The 15548-nt window shown below is 33.8% G+C and carries 9 protein-coding genes; 6 read left to right on the forward strand and 3 right to left on the reverse strand.

The window, feature by feature from the left end:
- Positions 1-14: 14 nt before the first annotated feature.
- From K9M53_RS00190 to K9M53_RS00210, 5 genes are all read left to right on the forward strand, one after another.
- Complete coding sequence (locus tag K9M53_RS00190) at positions 15-521, forward strand: hypothetical protein (RefSeq protein WP_224016863.1); 507 nt, start codon at positions 15-17, stop codon at positions 519-521.
- A 678-nt stretch (positions 522-1199) separates the two neighbouring features.
- Positions 1200-2543, forward strand: a complete 1344-nt coding sequence (locus tag K9M53_RS00195) for a site-specific integrase (RefSeq protein WP_224016864.1) — start codon at positions 1200-1202, stop codon at positions 2541-2543.
- Positions 2544-2588: 45 nt separating this feature from the next.
- Entirely contained in the window at positions 2589-3434 is an 846-nt protein-coding gene (locus K9M53_RS00200) for an SPL family radical SAM protein (RefSeq protein ID WP_224016865.1), read from the forward strand.
- Positions 3431-5950 carry a UvrD-helicase domain-containing protein gene (locus tag K9M53_RS00205; RefSeq protein WP_224016866.1) on the forward strand — a complete coding sequence of 840 codons (2520 nt, stop codon included), beginning with the start codon at positions 3431-3433 and terminating at the stop codon, positions 5948-5950. Before K9M53_RS00200 ends, K9M53_RS00205 begins: the two co-directional genes overlap by 4 nt.
- Positions 5940-6719: a winged helix-turn-helix domain-containing protein gene (locus K9M53_RS00210; protein WP_224016867.1), complete on the forward strand. Its 780-nt coding sequence runs from the start codon at positions 5940-5942 to the stop codon at positions 6717-6719. Before K9M53_RS00205 ends, K9M53_RS00210 begins: the two co-directional genes overlap by 11 nt.
- Positions 6720-6744: 25 nt before the next feature.
- Here K9M53_RS00210 and K9M53_RS00215 read toward each other — a convergent pair whose 3' ends face one another.
- On the reverse strand, positions 6745-7338 hold the full coding sequence (locus K9M53_RS00215) for a master DNA invertase Mpi family serine-type recombinase (protein ID WP_224016868.1): 594 nt from the start codon (positions 7336-7338) through the stop codon (positions 6745-6747).
- A 54-nt stretch (positions 7339-7392) separates the two neighbouring features.
- Here K9M53_RS00215 and K9M53_RS00220 point away from each other — a divergent pair, with 54 nt between their 5' ends.
- Positions 7393-8316: a DNA methyltransferase family protein gene (locus tag K9M53_RS00220; protein WP_224016869.1), complete on the forward strand. Its 924-nt coding sequence runs from the start codon at positions 7393-7395 to the stop codon at positions 8314-8316.
- Positions 8317-8370: 54 nt separating this feature from the next.
- Here K9M53_RS00220 and K9M53_RS00225 read toward each other — a convergent pair whose 3' ends face one another.
- The gene (locus K9M53_RS00225) at positions 8371-11364 is read right to left on the reverse strand and encodes an Eco57I restriction-modification methylase domain-containing protein (protein ID WP_224019186.1); all 2994 of its coding nucleotides are present in this window, start codon (positions 11362-11364) and stop codon (positions 8371-8373) included.
- A gap of 368 nt (positions 11365-11732) precedes the next feature.
- Entirely contained in the window at positions 11733-15107 is a 3375-nt protein-coding gene (locus K9M53_RS00230; RefSeq protein ID WP_224016870.1) for a helicase-related protein, read from the reverse strand.
- Between the last annotated feature and the right edge of the window lie 441 nt (positions 15108-15548).

Consider the following 15548-nt stretch of genomic DNA (forward strand, 5'->3'; position numbering starts at 1 on the left):
AAAAGCAATTAATTATGCCAACAGCCAACAGCAACCGAATAAATATTGTGCTTACGCCTGCACAAATAGCAGATCTTAGAACAGCTTTCGATACGATCGATAGTATCATGTCTTTTGCAGTAGGACTTTCTGTTAAAGAACGCACCATTCTTCCCAAGATCAACAGCAGTAATAAAACCTTTTCGGAAGATGCCCTGCAAGGTTTAGAGAGTAACGCTCCAATATTTCCATCTTATCTTAAAGCAGCTGATATGGGCAATGATCTAACGTTGTATACGCAATTAGATGAGTTTGTACAACGAAGCAAAAAAACAACAGAAGTATTTAGCGACACACAAATGTTGGCAGGCAGCGAAGCCTATACAACAGCGCTTGCTGTATATCGCTTAGCCGAAAGTGCAGCATTAGCAGGCGTACAAGGTGCTAATACTTTATACGATCACTTGAAAGAACGTTTCAAAGGACAAGGCGGCTCCGGCGATAACGGAACAAACGAAGGCAACACGCCTACTCAACAATAATAACAAGCATAAGAGAATAGAAAGGTGGGATATTCCCACCTTTTTTATTGAATACACTAAAGCCACCAACACCTACCTCTAAAGTGGGGCAGCTTACCGGCAACCTTAACTAACCTTGCCTTTGATATATCTACCCCTCCTTTCTAAGTGGATACCCCTACCTCCAAGGGTAGGTATAATAAGATAAACTACATTGAGAGGGTACCTTAAAGAGAGGGATAAATGCTGTTTATGAATGCTTACCTCACCTATATAGGCAGGTAGCTTAAGGAAGAAGGTGGGTGAGTTTAGGTAAAAGGTTAAATAGGTTTGGGTTTGAGGTGGGGTGAGTGTGTTTTAGAGCATATTCTTGACAGACCAGACATTGCTAAGATTACAATTATCAAGCTGCATGGTGACAAGGCAGCCAGCAAATTGCATCATAAGTAAGAATCAATACAATTTTCAACAAATAAAAAACCTCGACAGATGATGTCGAGGTTTTTTCGTGGTGTGGGCCGCACCACAACATTTTACCTCAATTTAATTTATTTTAATTTGCCTTGCTATAAAAGTATTGATTTTACTGAGTTTCTATAAAATGAAAGAAAATAAAATTAACTATAATTAAATAATTCCTTGCCCCTATTCTTGCCCCTAATTAGAGATTAATTTATTATCTTTATCAAAAGTAATAATATGGCAAGAACTAGTACTGGCGTGAGTTTCGTCCTTAAATATCCAAAGAAAGAAATAAGCCCCATTAAAGCAATCTTTTGTTTCGCAAGCCTCCAAATGTACTATTATGAAAAGAAGCTTTCAATCCCAGTAAAATATTGGAATAAAAACTCGCAACGGGCTAAAGAAACCAAATCCTTTCCCGGATTTAATACTTTAAATGACACGCTTGATAAAATTGAAACAGATATACTGCATTGTTATCGTACATATAAAAATGAATTTAATAGTGAACCAACTATTCATAGGCTGAGAGAATTAGTAAATACTCGTAGAGGAAAGAATGTAATTAAGGTTATTGATCCAATTGATATTTTACAGTTTGGGCAAATTTTTATCGCTGATGCAAAGGAGGGTAAACACATAAATTTAGTTAGAGGAACTCAAGTAACTAAAGTAACCATCAGAACGTATGAACAAACTCTTCGACTATTACAATCTTATGCTGAGTATGCGAATAAGAAATTAAGATTTGAAGAGATAAATACTTCTTTTCATAAAGATTTTGTTCATTATTTATCAAATATCTATAAATATAAAAATGAGGATAAAGAGCTTAATTTAAAAGTTAATACTATTGGTAAACATTTAACCAATATTAAAACTTTTATGAACTGTGCAATTGAGAAAGGATTTACAAAAAATGATGCTTTTAAAAATAAAACTTTTAAGGTAATCCGGGAAAATGTTGAAAATATCGCTTTAAACAATGATGAAATAAATGCGCTAGAAAAATTAGACTTAAATGATAATCAACGTTTGGATAAAGTAAGAGATTTGTTTTTAATTGGATGCGAAACCGGATTGAGGATTTCAGATTTAAAAAGGCTTTCTGAAGATCATGTTATTGTAATTAGTGATAAGAAGTATATCAAAATTGAAATGACTAAAACAAGGAATACTGTTACAATCCCCATTACTGATAGAATTAGTCGAATTATTGTAAAATATAAGGCTGTTGGGCAATACTTTCCTGAAACAATTTCTGATCAAAAAACAAATGATTACATAAAAGAGATTGCTAAAAAAATTCCTTTATTATGTGAAGAAGTTATTATCAATTCTACAGAAATGGGGCTGCGAGTTTCTAAAAAAATTCCGAAATATAATTTAATAACGAATCATACTGCCCGTCGTTCTTTTGCTACAAATTGGGCATTAAAAGGAGTGCCTTATCAAGTCATCATGCGAATTACAGGACACAAAACGGAAAGGTCATTTACTAGATATATTAAAATAAATGAATTGGAGGGTGCAAAGCTTTTCGAAATGGAAATAAATAAAACAAAGTTGTTAGTTGTTTAATTTATTTTATCAAAAATTGTATATATTTTAATAAGTTAGTGCTTAATGGACCTATTCTCTGGACAAGAAGATGAAAAAAGAACTTCTATAGGTAACACAGAAGTTCTATATAAAAACGCAGCTTCAATATTAACCGAAGCTAAAGGTTTTATGGGTGCGTATGATTATACCTTAAATCCATATTCTGGTTGCTCGTTTGGATGTACATATTGTTATGCCGCTTTTTTTTCCCGTTCTGAAGAACAAAGAAAAAATTGGGGTCATTGGCTTCAGGTTAAACAAAATGCCTTGCAACTTTTGATGAAATTTAGAAAGAAGTCGCTGCTTAACAAGACAATTTACATGAGTAGCGTAACTGATCCTTACCAGCCTATTGAAAGACAACTAAAGCTAACGAGAAGTTTAATCAAGGAGTTATTGATATATCACCAGCCACGGCTGGTGATTCAAACAAGAAGCCCTATAGTAACAAGGGATATCGATTTGCTGAAACGGTTTAAGGTAATCCAGGTGAATATGACGATTACCACAGATAGCGAAAAAGTGAGAAAGGTTTTTGAGCCTTTATGTCCTTCAAATGCAAGCAGGCTGAAAGCAATTCAGGAGGTAAATGAAGCGGGAGTAAATACCTGTGTTACCATGACACCATTGTTGCCGGTTGAAAATGCGGAAGATTTTGCAAAGAAGTTATTAGATACCGGTATCAAAAAGTTCATCATTCAACCATTCCATTCTGATAAAGGAAAATTTGTTGCAAGTACACGTGAAAATGCAATGAGGCTGGTAAAAGAAATGAATTGGACTATTGACAAGTATAATGAAGTGCTTGAAGTAATCCGAAAATATATTCCAGATATTGGGATTGGTAAAGATGGCTTTTCACCAATATGAATGAAATAGAATTAAAAAGCTGGTTAAAAAAGCAAACCGGAATTTTAGACAGTATTATTGCTAAGGCAAGTCGAGAATTTCATAAAGATGCATTAGCGTTTAGACGATTTGAGCAATTTGGTTTTGATCTTGCCGAATGCCAAATTGAATCATGGAACTTGCGAGAAGGCAAAGATCTTTGTTATGATCGTCCAAATACTCCTTTGGTATACGCTTTATGGTATCATGCAAGACGTGTAAATACTTTTCTTACACACTTTGTAACACATTTATTCGAGGCAAAAAATTTATCAAACCTTGAAATATTTGATTTAGGTGCAGGGACAGGAGCTGTTCAATGGGCAGTAGGCATGGTATATCATAAAATGAAACAAGAAGGACTTCCATTTCCACAACTTAGGATCGTTAATATAGATACCAGCCCTTTTATGTTACACTTTAGCGAAAACTATCTATGGAAGTATTTTCTTGAAGCATATTCGTATAGTAAGGATTTCTCCTCTGCTATAATTTACGATATCAACTCTTGGAATAATCAGCAAAATATTAATATTTCTAACCCTTGGATTACCGCAAGTTATTTATTTGATATTTCAGATAATAGTGTAACAGGTGATTATAAAAAAGCGGTATTGAAAAGTTTTAATGAAATTATTTCCAATTATAATCCTGAAAAATTTTTATTGTTAACTTCTCTTGCAAAAGAGAAACTTGTTGATGAAGTATCAAGAGAATTTGATACTAAAGAATATATCATTAAAAAAGTAAAAGATAATAACCTGCTGTTAGAAGGTGTGTTGCCTGCTGTAAATCAGTTTCGAACAGAATTATATAATTTATATAAATCATTTCTTAATGAATACAAAGAGCGTTCAATTAAAAACAATGCTACATGGGATGATTCCAGTTTTGTTGGAACTATCATTACAAAACGTCAAGCGGAAATATTTGGACAAAAACCAACTAATTCAGAAGTAAAGCTTCATAGCTCATCTATAAAGGAAAGAAATAAGGTACAATTGAATGATGAACAAAAAAAAGCTGCGAAAAATATCAATCAACCAACCGTTGTAATTGGTCCAGCAGGGTGCGGAAAAAGTATTGTAATTACGGAGAGGATTTTAAATATTGTTAAAGACGCTTCATATAATCCTAATCTTAGAATATTACTTACCACCTTTAATATTGAATTGTTGGGGCAACTAAGGGAATGGCTTATAGACATTCTTGAAAAAAATAAAATATTGGAAATCCAAAGCAATAGAGACGGAGTAAAAATATTTTTTACAGGAAATACTTCATTAAGAGAAAACATAAGAATACTTCATTTTGATATGTTGCCGAAATATTTAGGAAACATACCTTATTGGGGGCTTGTTGAAGAAGCTCAACATGATAAAATTTTAAATGGAATTATTGCAAGTGTTAAAGCGAAAAATAATATATCAGATGATAGATTTGACAATATACTTAATACAGGGTTTTTAAAAGAAGAATATTATAGGGTTATTTATGGTTTGCAAGTTGGAATACAGGGATCAAAACAGAATTATTTAACTGTCCTTCGTAGAGGCAGGGGATCAGCTTTGGATAAGGGAAAACGTGAACTTGTTTGGCAGTGTTTAGAATTTTATGCAAATCATATTTATAATAATCAAGTTCCAAGTTTTATTGTAAGGCGGCAATTATTTTTAAACAGCCTTGCAAATAATCAGGTTACTTTAAAATTTGATTATGTTGTGGTTGATGAATTTCAGGATTGTACAACAGCAGATTTTGAAATGTTTTTTTTATTGCTAAATAATCCTAATAATCTGATTATTTCTGGCGATTTAGCACAAGCTGTTCATTTAGGAAAAAGTGCCAGTATCGAATCATTAAGAGAGGCTATAAGAGGAGACAGGCAGATGAATGATATCAGTTGGAATTATTTAGACGGCTCTTATCGCCTTCCTTTTAGAATATGTGAAGCAATAAAGAAAATATCTGAGCATATCCATGTTTCTTTTAAAGGTAACCATGCTGCACGGGTTTTAACTCCATACAAGGGAGCTCCGCCCGGAGCTCGTCCCATTATAGTTTTGGGTAAAGACGAAACTGATATATCATCGAAAATTTTACAGATTATTAATCAATATCAAATTTATAATCTTGATAAGAAGTGCATTTTAGAGAAAGATAATCTTCTTGGTAGGAGACTAAGTATTGATTCTGACACGATACTTCGTTTAAAAGGACTGGAGAAGCAATGCGTTATATGGTCAACGCGATCTGGCATTGAGCATAAAAAGGAAAAATTTGAATTTGTTTACACTATTCTTACTCGTACATCTTGTTTGTTAATCATTGCATTATTTGAGGGAAAAAATGGCAACGGAGGATCTCAATCTATTTTTCGGGAGATCATTGGTCTTTTAAATAGCGATAACATTATCTTTTGGGATAAAGAAACAAAAGATAGTTTTGAAAACTTTTGTGAAGAAGTTGAAAATAATGATGAGATTGATGAAGTATAAAATTCAAAAAATAAAGATTACTAAAATGAATAAATTTAGAACTGCTGCAATTCAAATATTAACCGAAGCTGGCCAACCACTTCATTATAAAGAAATCACAAAGCTTGCTTTAGATAAAGGAATACTAGAAACTGAAGGAGCTACGCCGGATGCAAGTATGAATGCACAACTTATTACTGACATAAATAAAAAAGGTGAGGGTTCTGATTTTATTAAAACTGCACCATCCACATTTACCCTTAATCTTAATAAAAAAGCGTTAGAGCCAAAGAGACAAAAGAAGGTTTTGGAGGAGGAAGCAGCAGAAGAAGAAAAAATCACCTTGGAAACGGGTTTTACAGGAAAGGCGGGAGAGCATCTCGTTTGTTCAGAATTATTATTTAGAGGTTATAATGCTAGCATTATGAGTGTTGATTCCGGCATGGATATTATTGCAACAAAAAACAATAAATTGTTTTCAATCCAGGTAAAAACAGCCAATGCAAATGCTTACGATACATATAATTTTGATGTTCGTAAGATATCTTTTGAAAAAGATTACGCTGGCAATACATTTTATGTTTTTATCTTAAAAAGAAAAGCTCAAACACAATTCTTGATTATACCATTGCATGAAATGGAAAAGAAAGTTGCAGAGAAAGCAATCGTTTATGTTCAATCATATAAAAAGTATCGGGTTAAAATTGATATAAGAGATGATAAGATTTATTTAGGTAATAGAAATCATGAAATGAAATACTACTTAAACAATTGGGATGTAATAAAGTAACTGTTTCAACTAAATAGTCTTTTAATTATTCTATTTTTTTTACAAAGTTTGTAACTGTTAAGCGATGAACTTTCAACAGCCTGCCAATAGCACTGTATGAGACTTTATTTTCTAAAAGGTTTTTAATTTTCTTTTCTTGCCCTGTGAGCTTTGTTTTGGATGATTTCCGCCCCTTTGGTCTACCAAGTATTACACCTTCTGCTTTTTTACGGGCTAAAGCTTCTTTGGTGCGTTGTGAAATTAAATTACGTTCTATTTCGGCTGATAAGCCGAAGGCAAAAGCTAAAACTTTTGAGTTAATATCGCTACCCAGGCGGTAATTGTCCTTTATTGTCCAAACCTGTACATCCCGATTCATACATTCATTGAGAATGCCCATAATCATGAGCAGGTTTCTGCCAAGCCGTGAAAGTTCAGAGCAGATAAGGATGTCGCCTTTTTTCATTTTTCGGAGAAGCTTGCCGAGTTTTCGGTCGTCAATACTTTTTGCCCCTGAAATGGTTTCTTCCAGCCATTTGTTTACCACTATTTCCTGCCTTTCGCAGAACTGGTTTATTTCATAACGTTGGTTTTCTACTGTTTGTTTGTCGGTACTTACCCGGATGTAGCCGTAAATCATAATTTTTTTCTGTTTAAGTTAATATTGTTTGTAAATGCTTAATTTAAACCAAAATTGGATAGAGAAATCCTAAGCATTTTTTATAGCAATTATTCCAGCGTTTTTGTTAGACAGCAAGGAAAATTTTGTTCGTTTAATTCCGACAGTTGGGTAATACTTTCAGACATTGAACAACGTATAAAAGAGAAAATTGAGCGAATTGGTACACCTTTGAAGAATTGGGATATTCAAATTAATTATGGAATTAAAACCGGATTTAATGAAGCTTTCATTATTGATGAAGCAAAACGAATAGAATTAATTGAACAAGACCCCACAAGTGATGAAATTATACGACCGATTTTACGTGGCAGGGATATAAAAAGATATGGCTATGACTTTGCCAATTTGTGGCTGATAAATATGCACAACGGCATAAAGGAAAAGGGTATAAAACCTATAGATATCAAGGATTATCCTGCTATAAAAAAACATTTAGATAACTTTTGGAAAGACATAGAAAAACGTGTAGACCAAGGCGATACGCCATACAATTTACGGAACTGTGCTTATATGGACGATTTTTCTAAGCAGAAAATTGTATGGGCAGAAACTATGCGTATTCATAAGGGCGACTCTAATAATTTCCCCAGATTTGGATTCGAAGAATCTGGAAAATATGTAACAGATAAAACATGTTTCTTCGCAACGGGAAAGCAAATAAAATTTATCATCGGAGTTTTAAATTCTATTGTCGGTAGATACTTACTGTCTCAATATGTTTCTATTTTAGATGATGGTGGGTATCTAATGCAAAAAATATATTTGGAAAAAATACCGATTGCACCATATTCATCTAAACTTGAAAAATTGATTGAAAAGAAACGGAACGATAAAACAGAAACCGAGATAGACAATGTTGTATACCAATTATACAATCTAAAAAAAGATGAAATTACATTTATAGAGAACGTAAAAAATCAGCCTCTTCAGAGGTAAGTTTATATAGTTGATAAATTGTTTCGTCAATCATCTTTTCAGATTTTGGAGTATTTACTTCATTAATAAGATTTGCGATTTTCGTTTGCTGAGTTTAGATGAATATGGTGCAATCGGTATTTTTTCCAAATATATTTTTTGCATTAGATACCCACCATCATCTAAAATAGAAACATATTGAGACAGTAAGTATCTACCGACAATAGAATTTAAAACTCCGATGATAAATTTTATTTGCTTTCCCGTTGCGAAGAAACATGTTTTATCTGTTACATATTTTCCAGATTCTTCGAATCCAAATCTGGGGAAATTATTAGAGTCGCCCTTATGAATACGCATAGTTTCTGCCCATACAATTTTCTGCTTAGAAAAATCGTCCCAATAGCTTATACTATCTTGCGTTTCGAACCACTTATTATTTGTCTTTTTTCGGGAAGTTTTTAAATCGCTTTCATTCAAAGTAATACCATTTGCTTTAGCGTGAGCCATTACTTGTTTTATTTCTTTGTCCGTAAGCATTTCACCAGTTTGTTTGAGTTTAGGCATAAACCCTTCCAAGAACTTTTTAACAGCAGGATAGTTGTCAATATTATGGTTCTTGCTGGGAAAAGTCGCAATCAAATATTTATTATCAAAATCATAGGAATATCGCTTAATATCCCTACCTCTAAGAATCGGTCGTATTAATTCGACAGTTTTTTCACGTTCAATTTGAGTTATGCAATTTGCTAATATTTCTTCTTTTTTATTCTCGTCTATGATAAAGGCTTCGTTGTAGCCTGTCAAAATACCACGATAAATATTGATATCCCAATCTTTGAGAGGAGTACCGAGAGCTTCTATTTTATGTTTAATACTTTGCTCAATCGGACTAAGAATTGTCCAGCTTTCTGCGGTAGAAAAGTTACATTCGGAGCCTTGCTGTTTAACAAAAACGCTCAAATTATTTAACAGCTTTTCTTTAATGATACAAGACTTTGTTTTTTGTCTATTTTTATCCTTTGCAAACATTAAAATATTCACATCTACGGTAGCACTTTCAAATATTTTTTGTCCAGCAAAATCAATCAATAAAACAGGGTTCGTTTTCTCGGCAAAGAATTTACGGGTGTTTTCTCCATAACCAGCCCTCATCCATTTATTCGAAGTAATGAAAGCCAAATGTCCTTTCGGTTTTAACAACTCGAAGCCCTTCTCATAAAACAATGAATAAACATCACCTGTTCTTGCAAAAGTGGTAAATCCACAATGCTGATACATTTTTGCTAATCGTCCTCCATCATTTTGTAACTGCACATACGGCGGATTTCCAATCACAATATCAAACCCGTCTTTCAGTCCAAACATCCACTCCGTATCAAAAAAAGGAGAACTGTCATTTTGGTCGTAAGGATTCCATTTAGCAACCTGCTTTGCATCTTCCGGGGCAAATTCATGGTTGGCTTCTAAGAGTACTACCAGTTCTGTACGGAGTTTTGTATCTTTTTCACGAAGAGTCCTTTTATCTTTAGCCGTTTTAGCATAAAAATGCTGGTGACGCACTTCTAAAATTTCTTTTTTTACTATCTCTATCCGTGGGTCTTCAAACAAGTTAGTTTGTGCAGGTTTTTTATGCAGTCCAATCAACGTGTTGGCAGCCACAAATTTTGTTTCCAGATTGGGCAGTGTAATTACACCATAATTCTCATTCGGTTTTGATATATCCATTTCGCCTTGCTCTACAATCAGCGATATAAAAAAACGCAGTTTACTTATTTGTGCAGCAATGGTTTGTATATCCACACCATAAATACATTCTTCTATTAGGTGCAGCTTTTGGTCGTAGATGGTTTTTTTCGGTTCCAGCTTTTCCAGTACTTCCACCATTTTCTTTAAGATGCCCATAGGAAAAGCACCGGAACCACAGGCTGGGTCTATTATTTTTACCTGCTTTAATTTGTCGGCTATTCCAGTGCAAAGTTTTTTATCGCCTTTTAAAACTGTTGGCAAATCTTCACTTTCAAACAAATGCCGGATTGCTTCTTTGTGTTGTTCAAAATCATTTTGTAAATAAGTAATCAGGCTTTCGCTTACCATAAAATCTACAATCTCTTTTGGAGTATAAAAGGAGCCAGATTGCTTTCTTGCCGTCTCTTTGGTTTCGGGGTTATATGCACCTAAGAGATTTTCAAACACATTCCCCAATAGTTCAGGGTCAAGTGCCACCTGCGAATCATTAGGATTATTTTCCTCCACTGTAAAATTATATCGTTGTAGTAAAGGAATAATCCCCTTTTCTTCGTCGAAGAACACCCAATTAGGAATAAATGCCCGATATTTAAAATGTTTCCCCAATTTCTTATCGCTTCGGCTAAACCCGTCCAAGTGATATTTAATTCCATCAGTCCCTATTTCTTTATCAAGGCATTCAAAAAGCCCGCCATTTAAAAAGGGGATTGGCTTAAACAATTCCAGTACTTTGCTTTCGGGAAGGGCAAACATCTCTGTATAGCGATATAAGGTTTTAATATCTCTTATATTTTCTTCTTTGGCAAAACCTCTTTCATTTACAGCCTTATTCAATGTAGCAAAAAAGAGATTTTGTAAAATTGCATTGTAGTAATCACCATTCGTTTTACTTGTGGAATTAAAATTTTTCAATATCCTTTTAAGTTCTTCAATATTAAACAATGAGTCAGGCACTAACCGTTGTTGTTTAATAAACCATACAAAGAGCAGACGGGTGATGAGGCGGATAATTTGTTCTCCTAATTTTTCACGGTCATCATCGGTAGTTGTAGTGTTTTTTGGAAATGTAATACCAACATCTTCCGATAAAGCCCATTCGTACCATTTAAAAAGTTCTGTATAAAACTCTTTGGTAAGCACAGAAACGGAAAAGGCTTTAATAATATCGTCCAAATTAATATCCTTTGCACCCGCTAATGCTGCAAATCTTTCACTTATTGTGCGACCTGCTGTTGAAGGACCTAACAAATAAGTATAACGTTTGGCATTTGTTTTTACCTGTTGTATTTCTTCATCAACAATTTTACTATCACTTGCCACTAAGCTCAACCGCCAGAGATTAATTTCATCAGGCTGATAAAAATTTACCAATACAGCCTGCCCGGCGGTAAGCAATTTTCGTACATATTGCTGAATGCTTACTTTATTGTATTCAAGCCTTATACCGGGTTTTAGAACTATTTCATAACATTTTACTTTAGTATCGTCATCTAAGTCAATATGCCCATAGTTGATAACCGATTTGATTATTTTAGCTTCAGTAGCATTTGTTTCGCTTGTTTCATTTACCGGATTTTGATAAATAGTAATTCTATTGGCAAACACAGGGTAAAGAACATCTTTAATAAAAAGGTTAAGTTCATACTTTTTTTGAAAAGCCTGTTGGAGTTGAATTTTGCCTGCCATAGTTATTTAATGCTTAGGGTTAATACAATTTTAGGATTGACAATACTATTTTCCTGAACCTGAATTTTAGTAGCAGTATCAGGGTTGAAATTATATCTGTCAATAATACCCGAAAACAGCAAATCGTAAAATCTATCTGGTTGGCGGGTAAATAGTTTGGTACTCTCTGTAAAGAAATCATTAATAGCTTTTGGAAAACCTTTGCTGTTAAAAGCTCCTGATTCAATTGATTTAACTGCCAGCTTTAATGCCTCTTTTTTCTGTGGGGTAATAGCATGCTTAATGGCAAAATTGAGATTGGTAATTGCCTTATTTTCTGCCGGGCTGATACTTTTTTTTGAGATGCCGATGAAATTGTTTTGTATAGTTTCACTTTTGAAATGAGTATAAGCAGTTTGTGCTTGTGCAAAGTGTAACTCATGCAGTGACACTGGTTTTTCATCTGCATTGGATTTGAATATTTTTGCAGCATCCAAAAAACCCAATTCCTGTGGGTTCATAGCCTCAGAAACAAAGCAAAAAATACCTGGATGATTGTCTGCCTTTAAATAACACAATGAAGCGTTTTTCAACTTAAGTGATACAGCAGTCTCTGCTTGAATTATTATTTCTTTGTGGAGTAAATTTTCTTTATCCCTTCCTGTTCTGGCTTTGTTAGGAATGGCGGCAATTACATCAAATTTTTTCTTATTAACCTTTTTGAAAGCCCTCAATTCATTCAGGTATTTTAATATTTCACTTTCCTCTTGTTGAATTTTTAAACCGTGTAAAGCTCCATCACCCACTTCTTCCATTAAAGAGAAAATTTTATTATCCTCTCCAAAAGCTGTGTGAAAAGCTTGCAGTTTACGCAAGGCTGCATTTATTAACCTGATTTGTGCATCTCCATTGGCACTCGGGTAATAATTGTAAACATAAATTTTTTTAGCCCTTGTGCCTATACGGTTTACCCTGCCTATTCGCTGCATTAATCTTGTACTGTTCCAGGGTACATCGTAATTGATAATGATATTACTTCTATGGAGGTTTACGCCTTCTGCCAAAACTTCCGTGGTAATGATAATATTATAATCCTGCTTCCAAAGTTCTTCTTCAAGGTTTGCGTCAAAATTGTAGCGAATAGCAGCCGCTTCCGTTTCTCTGTTATTAGAACTTACAGAGAGTATTTTTGAATATCCTGCTTCTTCCATGCGAAGTTTAATCTCATTAGCGGTTTCTGTACTTTCAGTAAAAATCACCAGTTTGCCACTATGGTTTCTCGTTTTTTTGAAAAACGTTGTTTTAAGGTTGCTAATGAACTCATCCATTTTGGGGTCGTAAGTAACTTTATTCCAACGCTGAATAAGCGAATCAATTTTCCGCTTGTCCGATTGCAGGTTTTCAATAAAATCTGTACTAAATGCAGATGATTTAAATTCCCTGTTGTTGCCTCCTTTCTCTTCCATTTTTTTTAGAATCGCATCATCAGATAAGCCATCTTCTTTTAACTTGTTTATATCCAAATCAGGGGCAATAAAGACTCTGTCGCTGGCAAACATATCAATCATGTTTTGGCAGGATTTCTGAAACCTTCGCAATGATTCTTGAAAAGCAAAAAAACTGCTCTCCAATCTTTTAACCATTAATATCCGCATAATTGCTGCCAACCTTTCTGAGATGGATTGTACCGTTGTTTTACCTTTTGTATATAGTTTCCTGTCTGCTTCATTGATAAGAAATTCAATTGCCCTGTACCGGTAATACTGAATGGCTGAAGACAAGGGGTGTCCGTTTTCATCTACGCCTGCTATTAACTCAACGGTATCTGCGAAAAGTTTTGCCAATGTAGTGTCTAATTCATATTCCAACGCTTCAGGGTCACCGACTTTTGGAAACACAATGTTTTGTTTCTTCAGGTCTTCCAGGTATTCTTCGTTGTTTTCAATATCTTTTCTTGTTCTTCTTATTACTAAAGGCTCTACAACATCGTTACGCAATTGATTAAATAAGGCTTTTAGCTTAGGAATATTCAAAGTAGCTTCTGCCGACAGCTTTTTATACCTGTCATTTACTGGTTTAAAATAGTCTTGTAAATTTTTAACAGTGTCTAATGTTGAATTTCTTTTATCCTGAAAAAGGTAGAGTTGATTTTCTATATCTTCCGGTCTATTGTTGAGTGGTGTTGCAGAAATAAGAATTACTTTTTTTCTTTTATCACCATTTTCACCCGGCTTATTTCGCGGCGTCTTACAAATTTCCTGTAAGGCGAGGTACATTTCCGTATAGTCATTCCTGAACTTATGCGATTCATCTACAATAATTAAATCAAAATACTCGGCATCAGGAAAATCGGTATTGTCTTTATCCAGAATATTATGTAAGCTTCCAATAGTTACATAGCGTAGATGGTTATCTATCATAAAATCATTGGCTGTTCGTTGCCAACTTGATTTGATAGCTGGAGGAACAACCACCAATACTTTAGTATGACTTCCATTTTCATAGATGAATTTTTTAATTATCATAGAAGCAATAATCGTTTTCCCCAAACCCACTACGTCTGCAAGAATAAAACCGTTGTGTTTCATCATCATTGCATATCCCTGATTGGCTGCATCGGTCTGATATTTCAGTCGCATGTATTTTTCGGGGAGCAATAGTTCAATGTTATAAGGGTCATATTCCACTCTGTTGCCAAAATACTCAATCAGCATTTTAATGTAAAGTTCAAATGGAGTGAAGTCATCTTTCAGATAGGATTTCTTTTTTATTACTTCTGCATCGGCTTCCAAAATATTTACTGAATCCTTCCATAGTTCTTCAAATTCATCGTAAGCAAACCTTACATCATCATAGCCACTTAATTCAACATTAAATTCGTAGTTGTGTTTTTCAGAAGTTCCTAATCCTGCATCGGTCAGATTAGATGAACCCGTAATTACAGCACACTCTTTATTGTGTTGATTGAAAATGTCTTTGTAAAAAATATAAACCTTAGCATGAATTTTTTTATCAGGATGGGCTTTAACTTCAATTTTTTTATCAATCAAATCTGTAATAAACTGCTTAATGCTGTTTTCTGTTTTTTTATCATAATCAGCCTTCTCAATATCTTCCAGCATTTCCTGTACAAATTCTTCTTTCGTTTTATCATGATTTTGAAAAAACTCAATTCCTTTTGAATGGGCTTCCTGTATTTGGCGGTCAACATTAATCCCAACAAGTATTCTAATCTTTTCTACATTTCCCAGTGACTCTCTAAGTCTAAAATATCCGGACGCTCTTAAATAACCGACAAGTGCATCAAAGTTCTTGATACCTGGGTTGTGCTTGAAGACTGCTTCAAACTTTTCAATTAGTGTATTACCTGTTTTGTTTGTAAAAAAATTGGTGGGCATTAGCAAGTAAAAAATATAATAAAAGAAATTTCACGTTTATAGAAGTTCAAAACGAATATAAAACTGATTTTCAAGAAATTTAACTCTCAAATTAGTATTGTTAAACAAATTACGTACAGGTTTAATTTTACTCGCTTTTAACTCATTATTTATTTATATTCTTAGGACAAATTCTTTTAAAGAAATGAATAATCTTTAATAGCGTAAAAAAAAATCTATTTTTTGAAAACTCCCTAACAGACTAAATTTTTACTCTAGCCTTTTCGGTAAAATAGGAATAATAAATGAGTAATTCCATGCAATTTTAAGTAAATGCGGGTCTAAAAAGCCTCTTTTTCTTACCTTTACAACAGCTTCAAGTATTAACTATGAGGCACAAAACATATTAGCGTTAAGCTGATTTCTTGTATCGAAAACTGGTAATTTTTTATACACCAAGAA

The organism is Ferruginibacter albus (assembly GCF_020042285.1).
Lineage (GTDB): Bacteria > Bacteroidota > Bacteroidia > Chitinophagales > Chitinophagaceae > Ferruginibacter > Ferruginibacter albus.

What these genes read in the sequence shown, in the direction of transcription:
- K9M53_RS00195 (WP_224016864.1), top strand. Translation starts at nt 1,200, where the DNA reads ATGGCAAGAACTAGTACTGGCGTGAGTTTCGTCCTTAAATATCCAAAG.
- K9M53_RS00230 (WP_224016870.1), bottom strand. Translation starts at nt 15,107, where the DNA reads ATGCCCACCAATTTTTTTACAAACAAAACAGGTAATACACTAATTGAA.
- K9M53_RS00200 (WP_224016865.1), top strand. Translation starts at nt 2,589, where the DNA reads ATGGACCTATTCTCTGGACAAGAAGATGAAAAAAGAACTTCTATAGGT.
- K9M53_RS00190 (WP_224016863.1), top strand. Translation starts at nt 15, where the DNA reads ATGCCAACAGCCAACAGCAACCGAATAAATATTGTGCTTACGCCTGCA.
- K9M53_RS00210 (WP_224016867.1), top strand. Translation starts at nt 5,940, where the DNA reads ATGAAGTATAAAATTCAAAAAATAAAGATTACTAAAATGAATAAATTT.
- K9M53_RS00205 (WP_224016866.1), top strand. Translation starts at nt 3,431, where the DNA reads ATGAATGAAATAGAATTAAAAAGCTGGTTAAAAAAGCAAACCGGAATT.
- K9M53_RS00215 (WP_224016868.1), bottom strand. Translation starts at nt 7,338, where the DNA reads ATGATTTACGGCTACATCCGGGTAAGTACCGACAAACAAACAGTAGAA.